This is a genomic window from Methylophaga sp. OBS4, from assembly GCF_026319305.1.
Taxonomy (GTDB): Bacteria; Pseudomonadota; Gammaproteobacteria; order Nitrosococcales; family Methylophagaceae; genus Methylophaga.
Genome location: NZ_JAPDMV010000029.1, coordinates 1 through 24,658, shown reverse-complemented (window position 1 = coordinate 24,658; position 24,658 = coordinate 1). Strand labels below are relative to the sequence as shown.

The 24,658-nt window shown below is 50.5% G+C and carries 21 protein-coding genes; 10 read left to right on the top strand and 11 right to left on the bottom strand.

The features are described from left to right. Positions 1–14 precede the first annotated feature (14 nt). Positions 15–1,400: an MFS transporter gene (locus tag OMP95_RS09820; protein ID WP_266328314.1), complete on the bottom strand. Its 1,386-nt coding sequence runs from the start codon at positions 1,398–1,400 to the stop codon at positions 15–17. Positions 1,401–1,744: 344 nt separating this feature from the next. On the opposite strand from OMP95_RS09820, the gene uvrA reads away from it, so the two are divergent. The 3 genes from uvrA (at position 1,745) to OMP95_RS09805 (ending at position 5,789) form a co-directional block, all read left to right on the top strand. After that, positions 1,745–4,567: an excinuclease ABC subunit UvrA gene (uvrA, locus tag OMP95_RS09815; RefSeq protein ID WP_266328332.1), complete on the top strand. Its 2,823-nt coding sequence runs from the start codon at positions 1,745–1,747 to the stop codon at positions 4,565–4,567. Then, positions 4,564–5,187: a CYTH domain-containing protein gene (locus OMP95_RS09810; RefSeq protein ID WP_266328312.1), complete on the top strand. Its 624-nt coding sequence runs from the start codon at positions 4,564–4,566 to the stop codon at positions 5,185–5,187. Before uvrA ends, OMP95_RS09810 begins: the two co-directional genes overlap by 4 nt. A 167-nt stretch (positions 5,188–5,354) precedes the next feature. After that, entirely contained in the window at positions 5,355–5,789 is a 435-nt protein-coding gene (locus tag OMP95_RS09805) for a host attachment protein (protein WP_266328310.1), read from the top strand. Positions 5,790–5,828: 39 nt separating this feature from the next. Here OMP95_RS09805 and OMP95_RS09800 read toward each other — a convergent pair whose 3' ends face one another. The 3 genes from OMP95_RS09800 to gshB are packed head-to-tail and all read right to left on the bottom strand — an operon-like array spanning position 5,829 to position 8,853. Beyond that, a complete protein-coding gene (locus OMP95_RS09800; protein ID WP_266328308.1) occupies positions 5,829–6,854 on the bottom strand; it encodes an energy transducer TonB in 1,026 nt (341 codons plus the stop codon). A gap of 14 nt (positions 6,855–6,868) precedes the next feature. After that, positions 6,869–7,909 (bottom strand): FAD:protein FMN transferase, encoded by a 1,041-nt coding sequence (locus tag OMP95_RS09795; protein WP_266328306.1) that lies wholly within the window; start codon positions 7,907–7,909, stop codon positions 6,869–6,871. Next, the gene (gshB, locus tag OMP95_RS09790) at positions 7,909–8,853 is read right to left on the bottom strand and encodes a glutathione synthase (protein WP_266328304.1); all 945 of its coding nucleotides are present in this window, start codon (positions 8,851–8,853) and stop codon (positions 7,909–7,911) included. The genes OMP95_RS09795 and gshB overlap by 1 nt, the downstream gene beginning before the upstream one ends. A gap of 192 nt (positions 8,854–9,045) precedes the next feature. Here gshB and glyQ point away from each other — a divergent pair, with 192 nt between their 5' ends. Genes glyQ through OMP95_RS09765 form a run of 5 tightly spaced genes read left to right on the top strand, consistent with a single transcriptional unit; the run spans position 9,046 to position 15,448 of the window. Beyond that, positions 9,046–9,984, top strand: coding sequence for a glycine--tRNA ligase subunit alpha (gene glyQ / locus OMP95_RS09785; protein ID WP_266328302.1), 939 nt, complete (start codon positions 9,046–9,048; stop codon positions 9,982–9,984). Beyond that, a complete protein-coding gene (gene glyS, locus OMP95_RS09780; RefSeq protein WP_266328300.1) occupies positions 9,981–12,059 on the top strand; it encodes a glycine--tRNA ligase subunit beta in 2,079 nt (692 codons plus the stop codon). Before glyQ ends, glyS begins: the two co-directional genes overlap by 4 nt. Before the next feature lie 12 nt (positions 12,060–12,071). Next, positions 12,072–12,611, top strand: coding sequence for a D-glycero-beta-D-manno-heptose 1,7-bisphosphate 7-phosphatase (gene gmhB, locus OMP95_RS09775; protein WP_266328298.1), 540 nt, complete (start codon positions 12,072–12,074; stop codon positions 12,609–12,611). Then, a complete protein-coding gene (locus OMP95_RS09770; protein WP_266328296.1) occupies positions 12,611–13,348 on the top strand; it encodes a lysophospholipid acyltransferase family protein in 738 nt (245 codons plus the stop codon). The genes gmhB and OMP95_RS09770 overlap by 1 nt, the downstream gene beginning before the upstream one ends. A gap of 9 nt (positions 13,349–13,357) precedes the next feature. Next, positions 13,358–15,448 carry an EAL domain-containing protein gene (locus OMP95_RS09765; RefSeq protein WP_266328294.1) on the top strand — a complete coding sequence of 697 codons (2,091 nt, stop codon included), beginning with the start codon at positions 13,358–13,360 and terminating at the stop codon, positions 15,446–15,448. A gap of 56 nt (positions 15,449–15,504) precedes the next feature. Here OMP95_RS09765 and htpX read toward each other — a convergent pair whose 3' ends face one another. Genes htpX through OMP95_RS09740 form a run of 5 tightly spaced genes read right to left on the bottom strand, consistent with a single transcriptional unit; the run spans position 15,505 to position 20,432 of the window. Continuing rightward, the gene (htpX, locus tag OMP95_RS09760) at positions 15,505–16,386 is read right to left on the bottom strand and encodes a protease HtpX (protein WP_266328291.1); all 882 of its coding nucleotides are present in this window, start codon (positions 16,384–16,386) and stop codon (positions 15,505–15,507) included. A gap of 58 nt (positions 16,387–16,444) precedes the next feature. Then, positions 16,445–17,548 carry an ATP-grasp domain-containing protein gene (locus tag OMP95_RS09755; RefSeq protein WP_266328289.1) on the bottom strand — a complete coding sequence of 368 codons (1,104 nt, stop codon included), beginning with the start codon at positions 17,546–17,548 and terminating at the stop codon, positions 16,445–16,447. 30 nt (positions 17,549–17,578) lie between these two features. Beyond that, complete coding sequence (locus OMP95_RS09750) at positions 17,579–18,484, bottom strand: NAD(P)-dependent methylenetetrahydromethanopterin dehydrogenase (RefSeq protein ID WP_266328287.1); 906 nt, start codon at positions 18,482–18,484, stop codon at positions 17,579–17,581. Between the two features lie 44 nt (positions 18,485–18,528). Next, entirely contained in the window at positions 18,529–19,569 is a 1,041-nt protein-coding gene (locus tag OMP95_RS09745; protein WP_266328285.1) for a beta-ribofuranosylaminobenzene 5'-phosphate synthase family protein, read from the bottom strand. After that, entirely contained in the window at positions 19,566–20,432 is an 867-nt protein-coding gene (locus OMP95_RS09740) for an NAD(P)-dependent methylenetetrahydromethanopterin dehydrogenase (protein ID WP_266328283.1), read from the bottom strand. The genes OMP95_RS09745 and OMP95_RS09740 overlap by 4 nt, the downstream gene beginning before the upstream one ends. A gap of 234 nt (positions 20,433–20,666) precedes the next feature. On the opposite strand from OMP95_RS09740, the gene OMP95_RS09735 reads away from it, so the two are divergent. Next, the gene (locus OMP95_RS09735) at positions 20,667–21,017 is read left to right on the top strand and encodes a hypothetical protein (protein ID WP_266328281.1); all 351 of its coding nucleotides are present in this window, start codon (positions 20,667–20,669) and stop codon (positions 21,015–21,017) included. 72 nt (positions 21,018–21,089) lie between these two features. Here OMP95_RS09735 and OMP95_RS09730 read toward each other — a convergent pair whose 3' ends face one another. Together OMP95_RS09730 and OMP95_RS09725 are read right to left on the bottom strand one after the other, a co-directional pair. Continuing rightward, entirely contained in the window at positions 21,090–21,890 is an 801-nt protein-coding gene (locus OMP95_RS09730) for a quinoprotein dehydrogenase-associated SoxYZ-like carrier (protein ID WP_266328279.1), read from the bottom strand. A gap of 17 nt (positions 21,891–21,907) precedes the next feature. Next, positions 21,908–22,843 carry a quinoprotein relay system zinc metallohydrolase 2 gene (locus tag OMP95_RS09725; protein ID WP_266328277.1) on the bottom strand — a complete coding sequence of 312 codons (936 nt, stop codon included), beginning with the start codon at positions 22,841–22,843 and terminating at the stop codon, positions 21,908–21,910. Positions 22,844–22,921: 78 nt separating this feature from the next. Here OMP95_RS09725 and gltX point away from each other — a divergent pair, with 78 nt between their 5' ends. Continuing rightward, on the top strand, positions 22,922–24,325 hold the full coding sequence (gltX, locus tag OMP95_RS09720; RefSeq protein WP_266328275.1) for a glutamate--tRNA ligase: 1,404 nt from the start codon (positions 22,922–22,924) through the stop codon (positions 24,323–24,325). Positions 24,326–24,658 lie beyond the last annotated feature (333 nt).

Below are 24,658 nucleotides of genomic sequence, written 5' to 3'. Positions count from 1 at the left end.
ATTCTACTACGACGCTAGTGCTGTAAAGCAAACGCTTCTAATTCAGAGAGATTGATCTCTTCCGGGGAGAACTTAACGTAAGCAACTTGTTCTTCCAGTACCACTATGGTTTCTTTAACACCTTTGATGGCATTGAGTTTGGCGATAATTTTTGAGGTATCGGTCATTGCCTTTTCATTAAGATGAATAATACGACTGCTGTAATGGCGCGGCGCTTTCATCGGCAGAATCAGCAGCAACCAGATAGCAATCAGCACCGCACAGGCGAGGAAAATCCCCTGCAGGCCATAAGATGTGTAGAGACTACCGCCTAAAACGCCACCAATAAAAGCACCAATAAATTGGGCGCTGGAATAAAAACCCATTGCGGTACCTTTATTTTCCAGTGGACTTAGTTTTGACATCAGCGACGGCAGGCTGGCCTCAAGAATATTGAATGCGGTAAAAAACAACCATAAACAAATTAAAATACCGGCCAGCGAGGGCGGTAATAAGGCCCAGCCCAGTTCAGCCAGACCCAGCGTGGCAATGGCACCCAGAAACACCGGTTTCATCTTGCGGTGTTTCTCGGCAATTATAATAAACGGCACCATGGTGACAAAGGCCAGCAGCAGGATGGGCATATAAGCTAACGCATGCTGGCTTTTATCGAGGCCGACCATGTTCTGCAAAGCCAGTGGCAAGGCAAAAAAACTGGTGGTTAATAGCAGGTGTAACACCATAATGCTCATCACCATACGCATGATTTGAGCATCACCCAGCACCTTGATAAATTGTTGTGGTACCGGCTCAATGTCGCGATGATTGACGCAACGCTGCGGCGTCGGCACCCACAGGTGTAATATGGCAATACCGATCAGTGCCATGACTGCCGTGACCCAGAAAATGCCGGACAGTCCTATCCAGTGCTCCAGTGCTGCGCCGGTAGCCAAAGCCACCGAGAAAGACAAACCGATACTGATGCCAATGCTGGCCATGGCTTTAGTCCGTTGTTCATCGCGCGTTAAATCTGCGGTTAAAGCCATCACGGCTGCGGCAATTGCGCCGCTGCCCTGCAACAATCGGCCGGCAATGACCATTTCAATGGACTGGGCCATCGCGGCCAGTACACTGCCGGCGGCGAATAATAACAGGCCAATGGTGATAACACGTTTGCGGCCAATGTGGTCAGACAACATGCCGAAAGGAATTTGTAACAAGGCCTGCGTCAGACCATATGCGCCGATGGCGATGCCGATCAGCATCGGGGTGCTGCCTGAATATTGATGTGCAGAAAGTGAAAACACCGGCAGGATCATAAACAGGCCCAGCATTCTCAAGGCAAATATAAGGGATAGGCCTGAGATGCTGCGCTTTTCCATTGCGGTCATCGAGGTCGTTGCAGTTTGTCTTTGCGTCATGAGATACCCAATCAACCTCAAAATGGTGGATGTCAGCGGGAGATAAAAGCGTTTCAGGTGGTGTTGCATGTTAGCGGTTTGGACCCTCCCAATCAAGAACATGCAGCAGCGCATGGAGCGCTTTTAGCCCCGCTCTCCGGGAGCCATCTCAGCGTTTCCAATGTGGTGCTATGGGGTGAAGGCAATGGCGGCCCCCCTTGTCAAGCACCATCGTACCGCCAGTGGAAACGCTGAGATGGCTCTGACACCGCCATTTTGAGGTTGATTGGGTATTGTTGGACAGAGTATATTGATCTGTTTGATTTTACTACGGAATCCTGATGAAAAATATAAGCGCTCCCGGGATGAAAAATATCAGCATCCGCGGGGCCCGCACCCACAACCTCAAAAACATTGATCTGGATCTGCCCAGAGATGCGTTAATTGTGATTACCGGTTTGTCTGGCTCGGGCAAGTCATCGCTTGCGTTCGACACATTATACGCAGAAGGCCAGCGCCGATATGTGGAATCCCTGTCCGCTTATGCCCGCCAGTTTCTGTCAATGATGGAAAAACCGGATGTGGATCATATTGAAGGCTTGTCACCGGCGATTTCGATTGAACAGAAATCAACCTCGCATAATCCACGTTCAACCGTGGGTACGATCACCGAGATTTATGATTACCTGCGCCTGCTGTTTGCCCGCGCCGGTGAGCCGCGTTGTCCGACCCATCAACTGCCATTAGCGGCACAAACCGTCAGTCAGATGGTTGATATCGTGCTGGCCATGCCAGAAGGTAAACGTATGATGTTACTGGCGCCGGTAGTGCAGGATCGTAAAGGTGAACATCGTGATGTGCTGGAAGAACTGCGCCTGCAGGGGTTTGTGCGTGCCCGGGTGAACGGCACCGTGATTGAGCTGGATAACCCGCCAGAGCTGGAATTGCGCAAAAAACATACGATTGAAGCAGTGGTGGATCGTTTCAAGGTGCGTGATGATTTGCAGCAACGGCTGGCGGAATCGTTCGAAACCGCGCTGAATATGGCAGAAGGTGTCGCCAAAGTCGTCTCGATGGATGATGAAAACGACGAAACCCTGTTTTCCGCGCTATTTGCCTGCCCTACTTGCGGTTATTCGATTCCCGAGCTGGAACCTCGCATGTTTTCGTTCAATAACCCAGCCGGCGCCTGCGGCACCTGTGACGGTCTGGGGGTGAAGCAGTTTGTGGATCCGGCCCGGGTGGTGTCTCATCCGGAACTGAGTCTGGCTGCCGGTGCAATCCGAGGTTGGGACCGACGCAATGCTTATTACTACCAGATGATGCAGTCATTAGCTGCGCATTATGAGTTTGATCTGGAAACCGCATTTGAGGAACTGCCGGAAACGGTTCGCCAGGTCGTGCTTTTTGGCAGTGGCAGAGCGCAAATCGATTTCAGCTATATCAGCGATCGGGGCAAGCAAGTTATTCGTCGCCACAGCTTTGAGGGTGTGATTCCCAATATGCAGCGCCGTTACCACGAGACGGAATCGAACAGTGTGCGTGAGGAACTGGCCAAGTTCCATTCGATTCGCGCCTGTCCTGATTGTCACGGCGCGCGCCTGACGCAGGCTTCCCGCCATGTCTATATTAACGAGATCACCTTGCCGGAAGTCACCACCATGCCTATCGGTGAGGTGCGCCAGTTCTTTGAACAGCTGATTTTGCCCGGAAAACGCGGCGAAATTGCCGCCAAAATCATTACCGAGATTGCGGCCAGGCTGAGCTTTCTGGTCAATGTCGGCCTCGATTATCTGACTTTGGCGCGCAGTGCTGAAACTTTGTCAGGTGGTGAAGCACAGCGAATCAGGCTTGCCAGTCAAATCGGTGCCGGGCTGGTCGGGGTCATGTATATCCTGGATGAACCCTCAATCGGTTTGCATCAGCGCGATAATGATCGTTTGCTGGCGACGTTGACCCGGCTGCGCGATCTGGGTAATACCGTGATTGTAGTGGAGCATGATGAAGAAGCGATTCGCAGTGCTGACTATGTGCTGGATATCGGCCCGGGTGCAGGTGTGCACGGTGGCGAAATTGTCGCCCAAGGGACGCCGGAAGATATCATGCAGAGTGAGCAGTCACTGACAGGGCAATACCTGTCGGGTAGAAGAAAAATTGAAGTGCCCGCCAAACGTGAGCCTTTCCACACCGGGCAAGTCATCGCTTTGCGTGGTGCTTGTGGTAATAATCTGCAAAATGTTGATATCGATATTCCTATCGGTCTGATGACCTGTGTCACCGGTGTGTCGGGGTCTGGTAAATCCACATTAATTAATGAAACTCTGCTTAAGCTCACTGCCAAAACGCTAAACGGTGCCTCGGAGGAACCGGCGCCGCACCAGGATATTCTGGGACTGGATCAGCTCGACAAAGTGGTGGCGATCAACCAGAGCCCGATTGGTCGTACACCGCGCTCGAATCCGGCCACATACACCGGTCTGTTTACGCCGATCCGCGAGTTGTTTGCAGGTACACCGGAAGCCCGCTCGCGTGGGTACGGGCCGGGCCGCTTCAGTTTTAATGTCAAAGGCGGCCGCTGCGAAGCCTGTCAGGGCGATGGCCTGATCAAGGTAGAAATGCATTTCCTGCCTGATATTTATGTGCCATGTGATGTATGCAAAGGTGAGCGTTATAATCGTGAAACCCTGGATATTCGCTACAAAGGCAAGACCATTACCGAAGTGCTGGATATGACCATTGAAGATGCCTGTGTTTTCTTCGAAAATATCCCGGTGGTTGCCAAAAAGCTGCAAACACTGATGGATGTGGGCCTGACTTATATCAAGCTGGGTCAGAATGCGACCACCTTATCCGGTGGCGAGGCACAACGTGTCAAACTGGCCAAGGAGCTGTCGAAACGAGACACAGGCAAGACGTTGTATATTCTGGATGAACCGACGACCGGGCTGCACTTTTTCGATATCGAACAGCTACTGAAAGTGTTACATCGGCTGCGCGACAGGGGTAATACCATTGTGGTTATCGAGCATAATCTGGATGTGATCAAAACGGCTGACTGGATCATTGATATGGGACCCGAAGGTGGTTTGCGCGGCGGCATGGTCATGGCAGCCGGCACGCCGGAACAAGTGGCTGAACATGCCGACTCTTATACCGGCGCTTATCTGAAACCGCTGCTGACACGATGAGTCTGGAGCAGGAAATAAAACTGATCGTGACCCAGCAGGCGGCAATAGATCTGAGCACGATATCCTGGCTGACAGCTTTATCTCAGGCCGAGCCGAAGCAATTACATCTGGTCAGCACTTATTTTGATACACCTGACCGGGCCTTGATGAAATCGGGTGTTGGTTTGCGCCTGCGTCAGGTTGATCAGCAATGGTTGCAGACAGTGAAATGCAGCGGTGACGTCGCTAATGGTCTACATCAGCGTAAAGAATGGGAGCATACGTTGGACGGCCCCGCTTTTGATTTGGCTTTGTTGCAGCAAACTGAGCTGGCGCCGCTGGTGGCCAATAAAATGATCTGGTCTGCCGTTGAGCCGGTGTTTACCACCGATTTCGAGCGCACGGTCATGCCGTTGCGTCTGGAAGATGGCAGCGAGGTGGAGTTGGCTTATGATCGCGGTGAGATCAGGGCTGGGCAGCATAAAGCCCTGATCCATGAAGTTGAGCTGGAATTGAAACAGGGTGAACTGAAAAAAATGCTAGAACTGGCACAATCGCTGCAGGCCGCACTGCCACTGCAATACAGCGATATCAGCAAAGCAAAGCAAGGTTATGCATTGTCTCAAGCAGTTGAAAAATAAACTGTTTTTGGCTTTGGGTGTTAAATTTAAGTTCACAGGCACAATGATAAATTCTTTGGTATAGTCAAAGTTGAAGGCTTCAATCTACTCGAACAAGTACAGGATGGTTCATCCGCTTGTCATCTTGTGCTGCTTGTCCCATCCAAGCGAAAGAAGGAGTATCGACTATGAAGAAAAAATGGATCGTCGTTGCCGAGAGCAGTCGCGCCAGAATCTTTTCCGTTGAAAGCCGCACCAGTCCGCTGAAAGAAGTGGATGATATGGTCAATGTGGCCAGCCGTGCTCATGGTCAGGACTTGGTTTCTGATGAACCAGGCCGGACTTTCGACAGTAACGGACAGGGAGGTCGGCATGCGATGGAACCGCGCATTGAGCCCAAGAAACTGGAAGTGATCCACTTTGCCCATGACGTCAGTGAACGTCTGGAAAATGCCCGCCGCGTCGGTGACTATAACGATCTGGTGTTGATTTCATCGCCCGGCTTTCTGGGCATGTTAAAGCAGAATCTCGGTAACGTGACCCAGAAACATATTAGCAAAACCATTAATAAAAATCTGATACATAAAAGCGAATCCGAAATTCGCGATTACTTGTTTCATTAAAAGCTTGAAACCGGCGGCGTCAAACGCTGCCGGTGTTTTTTAGCGGGTTGACAATCCGCGCCCGGTCTCAAATTTCCAGGTACGGATAATGGTTAGCATATCGTTATTTTTCAGCACATTATCCGGAATGGCCGCATAAGGCGCACCCAGTCGGACGATTTTGATCGCGGCCTCATCAAGTACTGGATAACCCGATGGCCGTGATATCACAATGCCGCCGGGCGGTACACTGCCATCAGGATTAATATCGACAGACAGCATAAGTGTTCCGTTGATGCCCTGTTTTCGGGCTTCTTGTGGATAATTCATATTGCCGATGCGCTCTACCTTCATTTCCCAGGCTTTCATATAAGCCGCTGCCGCATATTCTTTGGTGGCAGCCGAAATACGACGTTTTTTCGGCCGCTCGCTGAGGGCTTTGGTCGTTTTGTCCAGTTTGTCCTGCAGTTCGCTGATTTCGTTTCTGGCTTGCAGCATCAGGTCGCGTGCAGAAGGTTGCGACCTGGGTTGGGGCGCGACTTCAGCTTCCGGTTCTGCTTCGCTGCCGATGTCTTCTACCTGCTGCACTTTACGTTCAGCTTGCTGCTGAGTAACCTTTTTAACGGTCTTTTCCGGCTGCGGCTTTTCCGGCTCGGGTGGTGCCGGCTTGGGTGGTTCTTGTTTAGAGGGTTCAGCTTGAACTGGTTCCGGCGCTGGTGGTTCAGGAACAGGATCAGGCTCTATGATGGGGGTGGGTTCGGGATCAATAGTCGCTGCGGCAACCGGTGCAATTGGCTCTGCTGTGGGCGTGTCTTCCGTTTTCGGCACCGGCAGATCAGGGGTAGGTTCCGGAGAAGGGGTGTCGGTCTCACCGCCACCTTCATTATCAGCCTGTGCCAAAAAGTCCGCCTCTTCCGGTTTGGTATTATCCTGCTGTTTGACCAGCGTGATCTCCAGATTATTGATGGGTGCATTGGTCGGGGTCGAAAACACATCGAAACTGATACCCAGCACCAAAATCAGATGAATGATTATGGAGATAATCAGGGTAAATATCAGTCGATCTGAGACAGTGCTTTTTGCCATATTCTGGAAAATTATTACTGTGTAACCTGACGAATTTGCGGAGTGAGCGTTTTATCAGTGAGATTAACATGCTCAGCCATGGCCGGACTCATTTCTATCTGGCCATCAGCTCGCATCACCATAACACGATCAATGCCCATGGAAGCAGCGATCTGCGGCCAGTCAAGGCCGGCTACTAATAAAGCCGTCGCCGCTGCATCGGCTCTGGCGGCATTTTGATGAATAACGGTAACGGAAATGACGTCACGGGCAGGATAACCGGTGCGCGGGTCCAGAATATGCGGGTAACGTTTGCCCTCATAGCTGAAATAGCGTTCGTAGTCACCGGAGGTAAATACACTTTCATCATCCTGAACCGCAACAGAGGCCAGCATTCTGCCTTCCTGGCGCGGGTGACGAATGCCGATGACCCAAGGGCGTTCACCATGACTGCCGATGGCACGTAAGTCGCCGCCGATATTAATAATGGCGTTGTCTACCCCCTGCGCGCGCAAAGCATCGATCGCCGCGTCCACCGCGGTGCCTTTGGCAAAAGCGCCGAAGCCGAGTTTGACCATGGTATTGTCGCTACGCAGCATACCGTTTTCTATGTGTATATCGTCCATTGTCGGTGCGCTTTCTAACCAGCGATCGATTTTTTCCTGCGAAGGCGGGGGCCGCGATTCGAACCAGTTATCCTGATGATAACCCCATAGTTCAAACAATTTACCCGCCGCCGGGTTGAACAAATGCTGACTTTGTCGGGCGTAAAGCGCCGCCTGTTCTATTACGGCAGCCACTTCCGGTTTGATTTCCACCGTTTCACCCTGAGCAATCGCCTGATTGATGCGGGTCAATGTGCTGGGTTGCCAGGCATGCCAGGTATCGTTCACATTGGCAAAGGTCTGTTGCAGGCTGTCGACGGTATTTTCGGCAGTGGCGGCATCGACGCCGTAAATACTGACGTCGATTTCAGTACCAAACGCATAAAACTTGGCCTGACGGGCCCCATCCTGATCACCACAGGCCGTGAGCATCAGACAACAAAGTAACAAGATAATTGAAGTAATTTTCATTATAAGCGTTGTTCAATAGCGTCCATCAAATCGCCAGCAATATTGAGTCCGAACTGGGCGTCAAGTTCACGAATACAGGTCGGACTGGTGACATTGATTTCGGTGAGATAGTCACCGATGACGTCCAGGCCGACGAAGATAAGCCCTTTTTCGCGTAACTTGGCTCCAACTTGTGCACAAATCCACCGATCTCGTTCAGTCAAAGGGCGGCCTTCAGCCCGGCCTCCTGCCGCCAGGTTGCCACGGGTTTCCCCCGCTGCGGGGATTCTTGCCAGTGCGTAAGGCACCGGCTCGCCGTCTATTAGCAAAATGCGTTTGTCGCCATCGGCGATCTGCGGCAGGTATTTTTGTGCCATCACTGACTGTTTGCCATGCCGGCTCAGGGTTTCGACAATGACCGAAAAGTTAGGATCCCCCTGATTAATGCGAAATATGGAAGCGCCGCCCATGCCATCGAGTGGTTTAAGAATGATATCGCCCTGCTGCTGTTGGAATTCACGAATCAAATGTTTGTGGCGGGTCACCAAAGTGGGAGGACAGCAGTGGGGAAACCAGGCGGTGAACAGTTTTTCATTGGCATCGCGCAGGCTCTGCGGATCGTTGACAATCATGACACCCGCAGCTTGCGCCTGCTCCAGCAGATAAGTGCTGTAAACATATTCCATATCAAAAGGCGGATCCTTGCGCATCAGGATCACTTCAACATCAGTCAGCGGCCGGGTTTGTGTTGCGCCGAGCTCAAACCAGTTGCTGGCATCATCAACTACCCGCAAGGGTTTCATTTCGGCAAACACCTGCCCTTCGCGCAGAAATAAATCCTGCTGTTCCATGTATAGGATTTGCCAGCCTTTTGCCTGCGCTGCGAGCAGCATCGCAAAACTGCTGTCTTTTTTGATATTGATCCTGGCAATCGGATCCATAACGATGCCGAGATAGCGTTGCATTGTTTCACTCATAATCGGGACGTCGGCTGGGCATTGTACCTGATTACAAAGTGATTAGTTGTTTTTGACGCCATTCAAATCGAGTGAAAAACAAAGTGTGTTTGCCCAATAATCACAAGCTTGTCTCTACAAGATCAGCCCAGATTCGCTATAATCGCAAGGGTTTTGACTTTGGATTGTGAAATCGAGCTAATGACTAAGATAGCGGTGATGAAGGCGGAGACGCCGAGAACCTTTCAGGAATTGATTCTGAGGCTGCAACAATACTGGGCTGAGCAAGGCTGTGTATTGCTGCAACCCTACGATATGGAAGTCGGTGCCGGGACTTTCCATCCGGCTACTTTTCTGCGCGCAATCGGCCCCGAGCCGTGGAGTGCTGCCTATGTACAACCTTCACGTCGTCCTACTGATGGCCGTTACGGCGACAACCCTAACCGCTTGCAGCATTATTATCAGTTTCAGGTTGTACTGAAACCTTCCCCACTGAATATTCAAGAGCTCTACCTGGGATCGCTGGAAATGCTGGGGCTGGATTTGTCGGTACATGATATCCGCTTTGTTGAAGATAACTGGGAGTCACCGACGCTGGGTGCCTGGGGACTGGGCTGGGAAGTCTGGCTGAACGGCATGGAGGTGACACAGTTCACCTACTTCCAGCAGGTGGGCGGTCTGGAATGTCGTCCGGTCACCGGTGAGATTACCTATGGTCTGGAACGGATTGCCATGTACCTGCAAGGGGTGGATAGCGTTTATGATCTGATCTGGGCCGATGGGCCAATGGGCACTGTGACCTACGGTGATGTGTTTCATCAGAATGAAGTGGAAATGTCAGCCTACAACTTCGAGCAGGCGGAAGTGGCAAGTCTGTTTCAGACTTTTGATACCTGCGAACGCGAGAGCCAACGAATGATTGAAGCAGGTCTGCCGCTGCCGGCTTATGAACTGGTGCTGAAAGCTTCCCATACCTTTAACATGTTGGATGCACGTAAAGCGATCTCGGTTACGGAAAGACAGCGTTTTATTCTACGTGTCAGAACGCTGGCAAGAGAAGTGGCCCAGGCTTATTACGATCGACGTGAGTTTTTGGGCTTTCCGTTGGTACAGCGGGCGCAGGCGGAGGCACAATCATGACAAATACCAGGGATTTGCTGATTGAGCTGGGTACAGAGGAATTGCCACCCAAAGCGCTGGCCACGTTAAGTAAAGCGTTTTGTGAAGGCATTGAGCAGGGACTGAACAAAGTAGAGTTGTCGTTTGACGAAATTCGTCCTTATGCGACCCCCAGACGGCTGGCAGTGGTAATCACCAAGCTGCAGATACGCCAGCAGGATCGTACCGTTGAACGTCGCGGCCCTGCGGTTACCGCGGCCTTTGATGAAGACGGTAATCCGACCAAAGCGCTGCAGGGCTTTGCCCGCTCCTGCGGAGTGGAAGTTGATGATCTGGAAACTACCCGCACTGATAAAGGTGCCTGGCTGGTATTCAAACAGCAGCAACAGGGGGCGGATACACAGAGCCTGATCCCCGGCATTCTGCAACAGACATTGAACGATTTACCGATTCCCAAGCGCATGCGCTGGGGCGATTTGCCGGGCGAGTTTGTACGTCCGGTACACTGGCTGGTGCTGCTGTTCGGCGACGAAGTGATTCCAATGGATTTACTGGGAGTGACGTCTGATCGTTTCACAGCCGGCCACCGTTTCCATCACCCGCAGCCGATCCGCATCAGTTCACCAATGACTTACGCGCCGCAACTGGAAACTGAAGGACATGTTGTGGTCGATTATGATGCGCGCAAAGAAGCCATTCATGGTCAGGTCAATGAGTTGGCCAGTCAATTGGGTGGCGATGCGATTATCAATCCGGATCTGCTGGAAGAAGTGACCGGGCTGGTCGAATGGCCGGTAGCGCTGGCGGGAAATTTTGATCCGCGCTTCCTGGAACTGCCCGCAGAAGCCTTGATCTCATCAATGGAAGGTCACCAGAAGTATTTTGCGGTTCGTGCCCCTTCAGGGGAGTTGTTGCCGCATTTTATAACGGTCAGTAATATTGCCAGTCAGGATCCTGCTCAGGTGGTCGCCGGTAACGAGCGGGTGATTCTGCCAAGATTGAGTGATGCCGCTTTTTTCTGGGATACCGACCGCAAACAGCCGCTTGCTGCACATAGAGAGCAATTACAAACCATTGTATTCCAGAACAAGCTGGGCACGGTTTATGACAAATCCGAACGGGTGGCGAAACTGGCCGCAGACATTGCTTGTCAAATAGGCGCTGATGCCAAACTGGCAGAGCGGGCTGCCCAGCTGGCTAAATGTGACTTGGTGACGGAAATGGTCGGTGAGTTTCCGGAGCTGCAGGGTATTATGGGGCGTTATTATGCCAAGCTGGACGGTGAAGATAGCGAAGTGGCAGAAGCGTTGGATGAGCAGTATCTGCCGCGATATGCCGGGGATAAACTGCCTCAGACCCGTACCGGTCAGGCTGTGAGTATCGCCGAAAAACTGGATACCATGACCGGGCTGTTCGGTATCGGCCAACCACCGTCAGGCATGAAAGATCCTTTTGCCTTGCGTCGTGCCTCATTAGGGGTGCTGCGCATCATCATCGAAAAACAACTGGATCTGGACCTGGTGCAATTACTCAATATTGCCTTGAGTAATTTTGCTGACAAACTCAGCGAACAAACCGTAACAGAGCAAGTCATGCAGTATTTCTATGACCGTCTGCGCGGTTATGCTCTGGAGGAGGGTGCCAAGGCAGACGAATTCGAGGCGGTGCTGGCAGTCAGACCGACCCGTCCGCTGGATTTCATGCAGCGCCTGAAAGCAGTAGCGGCTTTCCGTCAGTTGGAGCAGGCCGAGTCGCTGGCTGCCGGTAATAAACGGATAGGTAATATTCTGCGCAAAAACGGCGCTGGACAGACTGCGGTAGAGATCGTGGATAACTTGCTGCAGGAACCAGCGGAAAAAGCCCTGGCAGAGAAGCTGATACAGGCAAGTAAAGATCTGGCGCCGCTGTCCGCTAATGCTGACTATACCGGCGTATTGAATTACTTGGCAGATATGCGGGAAACGATTGATGCATTTTTTGACCAGGTCATGGTCATGGTGGATGATGAAGCGGTGAGACAAAACCGTTTGGCCTTATTGAATCAGACCCGGGCCTTGTTTTTGGGTGTGGCCGATATTTCCTGCCTGCAGGAGTAACAGGAGTATTTTATGTCGCTGATCATTCTGGATCGAGATGGGGTGATTAATCACGACTCTGATGACTTTATCAAATCTCCTGCTGAGTGGGAGCCGATAGAGGGGAGTCTGGAAGCGATTGCACGACTGAATTATGCCGGTTACCGGGTGGTGGTGATCACCAATCAATCAGGCATTGCCCGAGGGCTGCTGGATGTGGAAACATTGAATCGCATCCATAGCAAAATGCGCCGTATGCTGGCCCAGGTCGGGGGGCGTATTGAGGCGGTTCTGTTTTGTCCGCATGGTCCGGAAGATGATTGCCAGTGCCGCAAACCGCATAACGGTTCTTTTGCTGAACTGGCTCATCGCCTGCGGGTCAACCTGGACAACGTACCGGCTGTAGGCGACTCAATGCGTGATATTCAAGCGGCTATTGTTTCCAAGGCCCGGCCGATTCTGGTCAAGACAGGTAAAGGCGAACGTACGCTGGCGGAAGGTATTCCTGACAATGTTGAGGTATATGATGATCTGGCCGCTGTAGCCAATGCATTATTGGAGCCGCAGCTTTAATGATCTACCTGCGTTCTTTTGTTTTTTCGATTGTACATGCCGTCTCTGCTGTTTTGTTTTCGATAGTGGGGATTTTACTGTGGCCGTTGCCGTTCAAATGGCGTTATGCAGTGGTTAGCCAGTGGGCAAAAACCAATATCTGGCTACTGGCCAGGATTTGTGATGTTCACCTTGAAGTGGAAGGGCGTGAACATATCGGTGATGAGCCCGCCGTTATTATTTGTAAACACCAGTCAGCTTGGGAAACACTGGCTTTGCAGACTGTGTTTCCGCCCCAGGTGTGGGTATTGAAGCGGGAGTTATTGTGGATCCCCTTTTTTGGCTGGGGGCTGGCTTCACTTAACCCGATTGCCATTGATCGCAAAGCCGGTCGTAAGGCATTAAGTCAAGTCACCGAGCAAGGGCTGGACCGGCTTTCATCAGGCGCCTGGGTGGTGATATTCCCCGAAGGTACCCGCATTGCTACCGGCCATATTGGTCGTTTTGGTATAGGCGGGGCCAGGCTGGCGGTTGATACCGGCTATCCGGTGATTCCGGTGGCACATGATGCAGGTAAAGCCTGGCCTAAACATGGTTTTCTCAAATATCCCGGCGTGATCAAAATGGTAATAGGGGCTAAGATAGCGACAGACGATAAAAATCCGGCTGAGCTTAACCAGCAATTATTTGACTGGATGGAGCAACAGATGACCCGCCTGGAAGGAAACAAGCCTGTGTTGCTGGATAAAAAACAATAGAGAGTGTAGATGGTGGCAAGAGCTGAAGGTATTCTACGGTTACTGATAGTGGACGATTCCCTCACTGATGCGGATGGCATTATCAACACTTTGCGTAGTGCCGGTCATGCAGTGCGGGCCGCCCGTGAAGACACCCCCGCAGGTGTTGAACAGCTGCTGACTAATCAGACCTGGGATTTACTGATCTGTCGTGATTCCGTGGCTAACCTGCCGCCACAGGAGATTGTCAGACTGCTGCAACGACTGGGAAAAGATCTGCCCTGCATTATTCTGGTTAACGACAAGGCCAGTGAAGAGCAGTTTTTTGACAGTAATGCCCAAGATATTGTGGTGTTCGGTGATAATCGCCGTTTGCAATTTGCAGCCAACCGCGAATTGAATAATCTGTCTATACGACGACTTGGGCGGCGAAACGAGCGTGCGCTGAGAGAGAGTGAAAAACGTTCCAGAGCCTTGCTGGAAAGCTCTCGTGACGCGGTGGCTTATATGCATGAAGGCATGCACATATACGTCAATCAGGCTTATCTGAAGCTGTTTGGCTACGAAGAGGCCGAAGATATTGATGGTCTGCCGATTCTGGATCTAATCGCGGCTGATGACCATAACAAGTTTAAAACGGTCTTTCGTCAATTTTCTGAGCAATCCGAATCTGAGCCGGAGACGGTGGTGGCGAGTTGTGTACGTGCCGATGGCACCGGTTTCAACGCCAAAATTGAGTTCAGCCATGCCCGGGTTGAGGGTGAGAATTGTACCCAGGTCGTCATCCGGGACGATGCGGCCTTTACCGTTGATGATACCCAACTCAAACTGTTGCGCGACCATGATTTGCTGACAGGACTCTATACCCGGGCGCGATTTATGGATGAACTGGAAAAAACGGTTTATCAGGCTGCTGAAGGTAATGGTGATGCCGAGTTGCTTTATATGGTGCTGGATGATTTCCAGTTGATAAAAGAACAGGTCGGTTTGGGCACCAGCGATATTATCATTAAAAGTGTAGCTGAATTACTGCGCAAGAATATGCAGGAAGGTGAAATTCTGGGCCGTTATGGCGATCAGGTATTTACGGTCATTATTCCCAGTCATGATGATAATGCAGTGGATGTCAGGGCGGCAACCTATCTCAAGACTATTGATGATTACGTGTCGCATGCCAGTGGCAAAACTATAGATCTGCATTGCAGTATTGGCATTTCACGAATAAACGAGAGTCAGGCTTCAGCAGAAGCTGTACTGGAGAATGCCGACAAAGCCTGCTCACAGGCGCAACGTGCCGGCGGTAATCAGGTTGCCAGGTTCCAGCAGCATCCGAGCCAGGCTGCGGGTGAAGGTCAATCACCTGAACAGTGGCAACAACGCTTGCAAAAAGGGCTTAATGAAGACAAATTCATCCTGTATTACCAGCCTATCGTCAGTCTCCATGGCGAAGAACAGGAATTGTACGAAGTTCTGCTAAGATTACAACTGGCTGAAAACCGGCTGATGCTTGCTGAGGATTTTATTAATCAGGCTGTCAATCTGAAAATGATGGCGGAAATTGATAAATGGGTTATCCGCAATGCGTTGGACGCGCTGGCCGACCATCGCCAGCAATTCCCGCGCACACGGTTTTTTATCAAATTGTCCGAGCAGACATTACATGTCACCGAATTTGTTGATTGGTTGTGTGCGTCTTTGGATGCACATAATCTGAATGGCAATGCTTTGGTATTTGAAATCAGCGAAACGGCGGCTTTGGATAATCTGGATACAGCACGAGAGGTGATTGCCAAGCTGAAGAAGATTGGCTGTGAATTCGGTCTGGAGCACTTTGGCTCCGGGGTGGATTTTTCCAACAGTCTCAGTGCGCTGGATGTCGATTATCTCAAGATCAATGGTGCATTTGTCGAGAATATGGCACATGACACCGAGAACCAGGCAGCAGTAAAAGCGATTATCGAAATGAGCAAACAAGCCGGCAAACGTTGTATTGCCGAATTCGTGTCTGATGCTAACAGTCTGGCCTTATTGTGGCGTCTGGGTGTTGATTATGCACAAGGCTTTTACATTCATGAGCCTTCAGACAAGCTGGATTATGATTTTGAGGATGATGATTTGTAATCAGCAGCGGGTTTCACGGGTATAAATAAAAAAGCCGGGTTAATCCCGGCTTTTTGTTATCTGCGATGACCCCGCAAAGCGTTGATGCGCTCTTCCAGAGGCGGATGAGTCATGAATAACGCCGACAAACCGCCACGGCCGCCTGAAATACCCAACGCATGCAATTGATCCGGCAATGGTTCGGTGGCGGTGCCTGCCAGTCGTTGCAAGGCCGCAATCATTTTTGGCGCACCGACCAGGCTGGCGGCGCCGGCATCAGCACGATATTCTCGCTGACGGCTGAACCACAACACGATAATGCTGGCGAGAAATGCCAGTATCAGTTCGGCAATAATGGACGTGATCCAGAACGCCGGGCCATGGCCGCGCTCAACTTTGAAGATAGTGCGATCGACAACATGACCAATTACCCGTGACAAGACAATAACAAAGGTATTGACCACACCTTGAATCAGCGCCATCGTCACCATATCGCCATTGGAAATATGACTGATCTCATGCGCAAGCACCGCCTCAACTTCATCCTGGGTCATGGATTGCATCAGGCCGCTACTCACCGCAACCAGCGCATTATTTTTATTGGCGCCGGTGGCAAAAGCATTAGGTTGCGGCGAGTTGTATACCGCCACTTCCGGCATGCCGATGTTGGCCTGTTTGGCCAGCCTGCTTACCGTTGCAAGCAACCAGCGTTCTGTGTCGTTGCCCGGACTTTCTATGACCTTAGCACCGGTCATATGCTTGGCGGTCCATTTGGAAATAAGCAGAGAAATAAACGAACCGCTGAAACCAATCACGGCCGCAAAAATCAGCAAGGCATTCATGTCAAGCCCCACGCCCTGTTCATCCAGCAGACTTTCGATGCCGAGCAAACGCATGGTCATGCTGAGCACAACCAATACAGCAAGGTTAGTGCCGACAAAAAGTAAAATTCGTTTCATTCAAGCGGATCCTGTGTGACAAGTGTGATTGCTAATATGGGTGAGGCAGATGCCGTTTTCAAGCAGACTGATACAAATTCTGGCTGATTTGACAGGCAGTGCGGTTAAATTGTTGCAGGCACTGATCCATATTTTCTGCTTCGCTGATAATGGTGCACACGGGCGCGTGTGTGGAGATCAAGGTGCCGGCAACAGGCAAGTCATGACTTTGTTCAGGCCAGTTCAGCTTGTCTGCAATAACACAGTCCTGTTCAGCAAACAGATAAGACAACATCCGCACGGTTTTTCCCGGCTCATCAATCCTCAGCGGCAAATGTCCTTGGCAGGCCTGCATATGCCATTCGAACAGCTCGTGTTTATCAGCGATTAATTCAGCGGAGGCACTGATACGAGGATTGACTTCAAGCAGATAGATTGTATCTGTGTTATCAACGATAAAATCGAGACTGCAGAGACCTTTCAGGCCGGTTGCGGCGGTCAGCCTGTCGACCGCTTGAAGCAGATAAACTTGTAAGGCCGGTACCAGAATCAGCGGTGTGACAATATGCTGGAGTTGAAAGGAGGCGGGCTGGTTAATTTGCCGGTTATAGCTGAGTATGCGGGCATTGTGGCCATTGGCAATAAAACAGACAGAACCGCAGAGACCGTTGAGGTGTTGTTGATAATAGTCTGTCGCGGACGTTTGTGATTTGGCAGCGGGACGGATATGACTGCCGCCGAATCCATCCAGTGTTTTCAGCAGCCATGATCTCAATGGTGCGGCCGGGGCGTCATAACTGATATCAGGATAATTCAGCTGGAGTTTGTCCAGCAGCGGGAAAAATGTGCGGGCCTGTCGCAGCTGGCTGAGGGTCTTTGTACTATTGCCGACAGGTAGTATATGTCCGGGCAGTTTGTCCAGCAGCGGATAAAATTGTTCAATACCTGTTCCGCAGATCAAATGACATTTTTGCCCCTGCGTCAGCTTGGTCAGCTGGTCTGATAATGCATCCTGACTTAATTCGGATAAGGCGGGAAGTTGTATGCAGCGCTCAGCAACTGCTTGTGTGTCGAGATCACAAAAGCAATCAGCCACCCAGACGGTATAACCTGTCCGGGCGGCTATTTGTGCAATAAAGCGGGCGCTTTGTGCAAAGATCAGTATCGGCAACTGACTTTGCATGGGGTTATACCGAAATAACCTGGGAATTGCTTAGACCAGTTTACGCGCGCCTTCAAAGGCATTGCGGAAATCCAGATAGACAGGTTTTTCGCTTTCCAGTGTCTCTCTGAGCAGGGCCTGTTGCAGTTTGTATTTGACATCACCTACAGCTAAAGCACCAATCCCCACCGCATCAGGGCAGTTTTTGGCATGAATCAACGGTGCACCGGCGTCCATCAGTTTGATGCCTTCAATACCCAGGGGAGATACCGCATTGACGTCACCGGCCACTTTCAGCTGTTTGGCATCTGCCAGCACTGAGGCGTTGAGGACCTGGATGCCGGCTTTGGCCGCACAGAAGACCACATCGGCATCAGACAGTAGACGTGCTTTGTCAGCATCAGATGCAGCCGTCGTGCCACGAAGATTGACGTTATAACGCCGCTTGGCTTCTTCGGCGAAAGCCAGTGCCGTATCAACGGAGAAGTGGTCGACAATATCCGTTTCAGCACCTTGCAAAGCCGCAATGACGGCTGTTGCGAGACCAACAGGGCCGGTACCGCCGAATACGACGGCGCGGGTTCCTTCAAAGCCTTGTTTGAAATGCTTTTTCAGTTCGCGTTCAACACAGGCAACTAACGCGGCAGCGGTGGTGAAGGCGCCACTGGGATCTGCGAATACGGAAATTTCAAATGGTGGCACCATGGCTTTTTTGGCGGCATCCAGCATATCCATGGCCAGGCCGATATCTCGACCACCGATAAACATACCGGTTTTTTTCACGCCGGAAGGCCCGCGAGAGAAAATAGCATCCTGAGTCAGACCGGCCACTTCTTCCAGTTTAACGTGCTGATAGGGCATCAATACGTCATAACCGGCGTCAAGCGCCATATTGATATCAAACGGACTGTTATGCTGCATAGGATTGAGCATGTGGATAATTGAGCGTTTGGACATGTTAATTCCTTAAAAGAGAGAATCTGGAAGCATGGATGTTGAGATCATAGCCACTCTTGTGTTGCGGTTTCAATGATCGCACCGGTGCGCGCAGCCCCGGCTTTGATGAAGTCGGGTTGTGTTGTGGCAGAGGGCTGTTTTTGCGCATAGTCAGTCAATTGGCCTATCAGCATATCAGCGGCTTCATCACTATCAACAAATACACAACCGGTCGGGCCCCAAGAGCTTTGTGCGATGCCGGTATGGCCGAGTTTCTGCGCCTGCTCGAGGCAGGCCGCAACAGCCCGGCTGGTATAACGTCCGCCTTGCACAGCCGCGAAGTGATCACCTACTAATGCCTGAATTTGGGTGATGGCTGAACCAAACTCGTCGAGCTGTTGTTGTACCAGAGCCGGTAATAATTGCATCAAGGTAAGGTGGCAAATAGCCTGGACATTTGTCAGCGGAAATATCGGCAAAGTCTGGAACGCTTGTTTTTCAATCTGGCCATGAACCCCTTGGTGATGGTGATCCATAAGTAAAACGATACGCCAGTTTGACGGAAAAGCCTGTTGCATCAGCACCGGTGGCACAGACTGGCCGGGTTTCAAGCCGCCATCGACAACAAAACCACCCTGATCAAAGGTCGCGATGCCGATACCGGACCGTTTACCTCGTTCCAGATGCTGCGCAAGCTGTGCGGTACTTGTTTCAATTTGATGAAATCGAGCCAGCGCCGTGCCCAAAGTCAGTGCCAATTGGGTGCCGGAGCCCAATCCCGCATGTTCAGGAATATGCTCCAGCAACTCAATGTCTATGCCGCGTTGCAGGTCTGGAATTGCCTGTCCCAGCGTTTGATAGAAACGCTCGCTAGTGTTCAGTAACCGCTGCCTGGATTCGGCAGAGAGCGCTGTCCCGTGGATATGAAAATCGCGGGCCGCTGTAAGCCGTAGATGACAGTGGTGACTGTCGATAGCCAGTCCGATACTGCCGAATTTGCGCCCTAAGGTTGCATTCAGATCCAGAAAGCCGAGATGAAGTCGTGCCGGTGCCCGCACACTGACCATACGGGTCATTTGCGGGTTATCGGCTTGTTTTGATTTCACTGTGCGTTATCGATTTTACAGGCAATGTCGTAAATCGTGGTCTCATCAAGAAACAAATCATTCGATTCAAATAATGATGCTACCGCGCCGCGATGGACTTTCATCTTGAAGTTACCGATAGCGATAGCACCGTAAAAACGAATACCTTGTTTCTCTGTGCCGTTATCCATTACTTCCATACCGGCAACACCCAGTGGCGGTACCGCATTCACGTCAGCAACGACTTCCAGTGTTGTATTACCATCCAGCGCCGCCTGTGGCACAACACATACGCCAGCTGGCCCCGCTGCTATGGCAACATGTGCGTCAGCCAGCAATGTTTTCACTGCTTCATCGCTGCGGGTCTCGCCCGGAATGACATCAACACCATATGCTTCTTTCATTTGTTCAGTGGTGACTTTGCTGCGTTCCAGACTGCGGGAAGTCATGGTGACTTTGGCGGCGCCTTCTTTTAACAGATAAAGCGCGGTGCGCTGGCCAACCGGTCCGGCACCCAGAATCACCACATTTTTACCTGTAATGTCATAATCAGTCATGACTTTACGGGCGACGGCGGCAGCGGTGGTATTGGAGCCGTTTGGATCCAGCATCACCGAAACGCGAACCGGCCCGAAAAATGCTTTTTTGACGGCCTCGCCTACAAGATCGCTGGCAGCCACGTTCGAACCACCGATGAAAATAGCGCTGTTTTTGAGGTTTTTGCCACCGCGAGTAAAGATCATACCGTGCACATGCGGCGTGACGTTGTCACGTGTTGCACCGCCGTGGGCAATGATATTGTCGACACCTGCGTCATAAGCGACGGCTTGATCAAAAGTGCTTGCAACAGGATCGGTGTCAAGGTGCAATAACAGTTTTTTCATCTGGGTTTCTCCTGCCCGCTGTGTGGCGCTGAATCTTTAATATAAACGCCAGATTTTACCTTATGTTAGGACGGAGTGAAAACAAACACATGTATTGTCAGGTGCCGGGCATACCCAAACCGGGTTTGATTCAGGTAAGATTCACTTTTTAATGCTGAATTAAAAATCAGGAACTTATAAAAAACTGGCCAGTCACAACTGACACCGTCAGATAATAATATTAGGAGAGAATGAATGAAAATTGCCGGTATCACTTTAATCGCAGCTGGATTGACTGTTGTGCCCACCATGGCGATGTCCAACGATTTTTCCACTGTCACCCGAGTACAGTACGTAATGGATTGCATGGAAGCCAACCCGCATATGAATGTTTATGAGGGAGCTCATAAGTGCTCTTGTGTCGTTGACAAACTGGCAGAAGTTTTTAGCCAGACCGAATTTGAGGATATCAGTGCCGGTTTCATGTATCGCAATCTGCCAGCAGATCGTGGTGCCACTTTCCGTGATGACAAGCAGATTCGCAGTGGCCTGAAGTTATTCGAGAAAACTCAAACCGAAGCATACCAAAGCTGCCGTATTCGTTAAGTCAGGGTAAACAGATCATCATAAAAAAGGCCGCGATTGCGGCCTTTTTTTATGAGCAATGAATTAAGGAGATTAGATCTCTTTTTCCATGCTGAACTGTTTTTCTTCCGTGTCGACAACCACTGCTTTCAACGTGCCATGGTCGTTCGGTGTAAAACTAAAACGGATGCTGGGATCTTCACTGATGGAAATACCGGCTTCAACCGTGAGTAATGTCTGGTTGTTATACTTGATATCGATATTTTTCACATAGTGGGCAGGGATGTATTTACGTGCTTTCTGATCGAACTGAAGCCCAGTGTAATTAGGATGGCTGACAATGACCTGGGCCTGCACCGGTTCACCTACAGTCGGTTGACGCATACGAATCTGCATTTTACCCAGTCTGGCAAGTGCCGCAGCAGCATCCTTACCGGCAGGTGCACTGCAGCCGCCAGAGGCTTTTACAAAGCGTGATACCATATGCAAACTGCCATCGTTCATTTCAGCAATCGCCCTGATGTCGGTGTATTGATCAATACGCATCCGGGTTGTAATGTCTACGGTGCCCAACTCTGGTGATAAATGGAAATTGGCAGAGTAAGGCATCGGATTGTTATCAATAATAAAGTGGATATTTTTGATGTAGCTGTCTGCTGTTTGCGGCACCAGTGACTTGATTGAAACGGGGACGATGGCTGCGTCTTCAGCCCGCTTGGGGGCTTCCAGTACCAACAAGTCATCCGCATTTTCACGAATTTCCTTATCGCCAAAATAAGTCACTTTCAATGCTGGCCACAGCGGTTCTTTAGGGGTGGCTGCGTTTGCGGGTTGGCCTGCCATCAGCATCAGCGACAAACACACCAGTAAATAATTAAAAAAGCGATTAAACATTTCTCTCTCCATTATCGTTATTCCCATTCGAGTTCAACGAATGATGCTGTGACATTACGACGATGATATTCCTCAAAAAGTTCCCATTTTTCCTGCTCGCTGAGGCCCACTGTGGCAGTGGCTTCATCTATCGTACCCAACTCATTGATGATGGCACGAATCTGTTCGCGAATGGTTGTCAGATAATGCAGCTGATCCTGCCAACCCTGCTGCCATTGGTCCTGACTGGCAGGCCCATGCCCGGGCACGACGGTAACCACATCAAGTTGCTGTAGTTGCTTAATATTATCGATCCAGCCATTGATACTGCCATCGATCGCCGGAATCCGTTGCATAAACAACAAATCACCCGTCCATAATGTTTTGGTTTTTTTGTCGAAGACGGTGAGATCATGGTCGGTATGTGCGGTGGTGTAGGCCGTCAGTTCCAGTTCGCGGTTGCCCAGGTTGATGGTTAGCGGTGTTCCTGTGGATACGGTTTGCTGAGGGGCGATATATTCAGTACCGATATAAGCATCACCAAGCGTTTCTGAAAAAGCACGGGCGTAAAAGTCTTTTCTGGCAGCCAAAGCCGCAGGCAGTTTTTCGTGTCCGATAAAAGTCGGGTTTTGGGTAGTGAAAGCGGCATTACCCAGGATATGATCAGGATGCACATGAGTGTTGATAACAAAACATACCGGCTTGTCGGTTTGGCGTCGCAAAGCCTGATGAAGTAACCGGCCTTCCTCAAAGCTGCCACCACTGTCGATAACGGCGACACAGTCATCACCAATGATAAATCCGACGTTGGCAATGGCGCCGATGTTTTGCTGAGTGGCATCTTCATGTACGCCTTGATGGTAAAACACGCCGTCGCTTACCTGAGTAACTTGATATTGTTCAGAGGCGCAGGCAGCTTGTGCGGCAACAAATAGCGCCAGTGTCAATGCCAGACAAAATTTCCCTATCTCCATATCTCTCGCTCATATACATAGTTTGCAACTGGTACAATAACGCACCTTTATTGAACATATCCAGTTGAGAGTTTTAACATGACCATTCGCACCCGATTCGCCCCCAGTCCAACCGGTTATCTGCATGTAGGCGGTGCCAGAACAGCATTGTTCTCATGGCTCTATGCCCGTAAGCATGGCGGTCAGTTTATTCTGCGTATCGAAGACACGGATCTGGAACGTTCTTCAGCTGAATCGGTGAACGCCATTCTGGAAGGCATGACCTGGCTGGGACTGGAATATGATGAAGGCCCTTTTTATCAGACGCAGCGTTTTGATCGTTATAAAGAAGTGATCGAGCAGTTGTTGCAACAGGGAGATGCTTATTATTGTTACTGCTCCAAACAAGAGCTGGAAGACATGCGTGAGCAGCAACGGGCTAACAAGGAAAAACCTCGCTATGATGGCCGCTGCCGCCATCGCACCGAACCCAAACCAGGTATTGAACCGGTTATTCGTTTTAAAAACCCGACTGAAGGCAGTGTGATTGTTAAAGATGTTATCAGAGGTAATGTTGAGTTCAGCAACACCGAGCTAGATGATCTGGTTATTGCCCGTCCCGATGGTACACCGACATATAATCTGACAGTCGTTGTCGATGATATGGATATGCAGTTGACCCATGTTATCCGGGGTGATGATCATCTTAACAATTCACCCAGACAAATTAATATTTTCAAAGCCCTCGGTGTGGAACCTCCCGTTTATGCGCATGTGCCGATGATTCTGGGTGATGATGGTGCCCGTCTATCCAAACGTCATGGTGCGGTGAGTGTGATGAGCTACCGGGATGAAGGTTTTCTGCCTGAGGCATTACTTAACTACCTGGTCAGACTGGGCTGGTCACATGGTGATCAGGAAATATTCTCACTGGATGAAATGACTCAGCTTTTTGATATTGAAGATGTAAACAAGGCAGCATCCAGCTTCAATACTGAAAAACTGCTTTGGCTTAATCAACAATATATAAAGCACAGCAGTCCGGAACATGTCGCACATCATCTGAGCTGGCATCTGGGGCAATTGGGTATTGATCCTGCCACAGGCCCGCAATTAACCGAAGTCGTCAAACTACAGCAGGAGCGTGCCAAAACCCTGGTGGAAATGGCAGCCAACAGCAAGTTTTTCTATCAGGACGTCAGCGAATACGACGCAAAAGCAGCCGCAAAAAATCTTAATGAGAAAAGCCTGCCTTTGTTAGAAGAAATGCTGGAACGATTAACCGCAGTGACATTCTGGCAAGCAGAGCCAGTACATAATGAAGTGAAAGCCTGTGCTGAAGCAAACGAGGTGGGAATGGGGAAAGTGGCTCAGCCAATTCGTGTTGCAATTACAGGCAACACCGTCTCTCCACCTCTGGATGTGACTTTGGCCTTACTGGGGCGTGAGCGCACATTATCAGCGATCACCGCTGCAGTTCAATGGATCAAGGATCATGCCTGAAAATGGTTGCGGACGAAATATTATTTATTTTTCATAAGGTTATCTTGTCGGGAAGTTTTTCCCGAAAAAAATATGGAAAAAGTCACAAAAAAGTTCGGGAAGATGCTTGACTATCGATTTCAGCACGATTATGGTTTGCTCTACGCATGAGGTTCAATCTTGGACTTAATCGTGTCGTAAATAACTATAAAGCAATAAAGAGGAAAACTTTATGAAGCTGAAAACTTTGTCATTAGCCATGATGTCATTGGCAGTACCAGGTCTGGTCGCTGCTGACGAACTGGCTACAATGCAACAAAACGAAAACGAATGGGTCATGCCTGCCGGTAACTA

What these genes read in the sequence shown, in the direction of transcription:
- OMP95_RS09735 (WP_266328281.1), top strand. Translation starts at nt 20,667, where the DNA reads ATGAAAATTGCCGGTATCACTTTAATCGCAGCTGGATTGACTGTTGTG.
- OMP95_RS09810 (WP_266328312.1), top strand. Translation starts at nt 4,564, where the DNA reads ATGAGTCTGGAGCAGGAAATAAAACTGATCGTGACCCAGCAGGCGGCA.
- gltX (WP_266328275.1), top strand. Translation starts at nt 22,922, where the DNA reads ATGACCATTCGCACCCGATTCGCCCCCAGTCCAACCGGTTATCTGCAT.
- glyQ (WP_266328302.1), top strand. Translation starts at nt 9,046, where the DNA reads ATGACTAAGATAGCGGTGATGAAGGCGGAGACGCCGAGAACCTTTCAG.
- OMP95_RS09820 (WP_266328314.1), bottom strand. Translation starts at nt 1,400, where the DNA reads ATGACGCAAAGACAAACTGCAACGACCTCGATGACCGCAATGGAAAAG.
- gshB (WP_266328304.1), bottom strand. Translation starts at nt 8,853, where the DNA reads ATGCAACGCTATCTCGGCATCGTTATGGATCCGATTGCCAGGATCAAT.
- OMP95_RS09795 (WP_266328306.1), bottom strand. Translation starts at nt 7,909, where the DNA reads ATGAAAATTACTTCAATTATCTTGTTACTTTGTTGTCTGATGCTCACG.
- OMP95_RS09770 (WP_266328296.1), top strand. Translation starts at nt 12,611, where the DNA reads ATGATCTACCTGCGTTCTTTTGTTTTTTCGATTGTACATGCCGTCTCT.
- uvrA (WP_266328332.1), top strand. Translation starts at nt 1,745, where the DNA reads ATGAAAAATATCAGCATCCGCGGGGCCCGCACCCACAACCTCAAAAAC.
- htpX (WP_266328291.1), bottom strand. Translation starts at nt 16,386, where the DNA reads ATGAAACGAATTTTACTTTTTGTCGGCACTAACCTTGCTGTATTGGTT.
- glyS (WP_266328300.1), top strand. Translation starts at nt 9,981, where the DNA reads ATGACAAATACCAGGGATTTGCTGATTGAGCTGGGTACAGAGGAATTG.
- OMP95_RS09750 (WP_266328287.1), bottom strand. Translation starts at nt 18,484, where the DNA reads ATGTCCAAACGCTCAATTATCCACATGCTCAATCCTATGCAGCATAAC.
- OMP95_RS09730 (WP_266328279.1), bottom strand. Translation starts at nt 21,890, where the DNA reads ATGTTTAATCGCTTTTTTAATTATTTACTGGTGTGTTTGTCGCTGATG.
- gmhB (WP_266328298.1), top strand. Translation starts at nt 12,072, where the DNA reads ATGTCGCTGATCATTCTGGATCGAGATGGGGTGATTAATCACGACTCT.
- OMP95_RS09800 (WP_266328308.1), bottom strand. Translation starts at nt 6,854, where the DNA reads ATGGCAAAAAGCACTGTCTCAGATCGACTGATATTTACCCTGATTATC.
- OMP95_RS09805 (WP_266328310.1), top strand. Translation starts at nt 5,355, where the DNA reads ATGAAGAAAAAATGGATCGTCGTTGCCGAGAGCAGTCGCGCCAGAATC.
- OMP95_RS09765 (WP_266328294.1), top strand. Translation starts at nt 13,358, where the DNA reads ATGGTGGCAAGAGCTGAAGGTATTCTACGGTTACTGATAGTGGACGAT.
- OMP95_RS09740 (WP_266328283.1), bottom strand. Translation starts at nt 20,432, where the DNA reads ATGAAAAAACTGTTATTGCACCTTGACACCGATCCTGTTGCAAGCACT.
- OMP95_RS09725 (WP_266328277.1), bottom strand. Translation starts at nt 22,843, where the DNA reads ATGGAGATAGGGAAATTTTGTCTGGCATTGACACTGGCGCTATTTGTT.
- OMP95_RS09755 (WP_266328289.1), bottom strand. Translation starts at nt 17,548, where the DNA reads ATGCAAAGTCAGTTGCCGATACTGATCTTTGCACAAAGCGCCCGCTTT.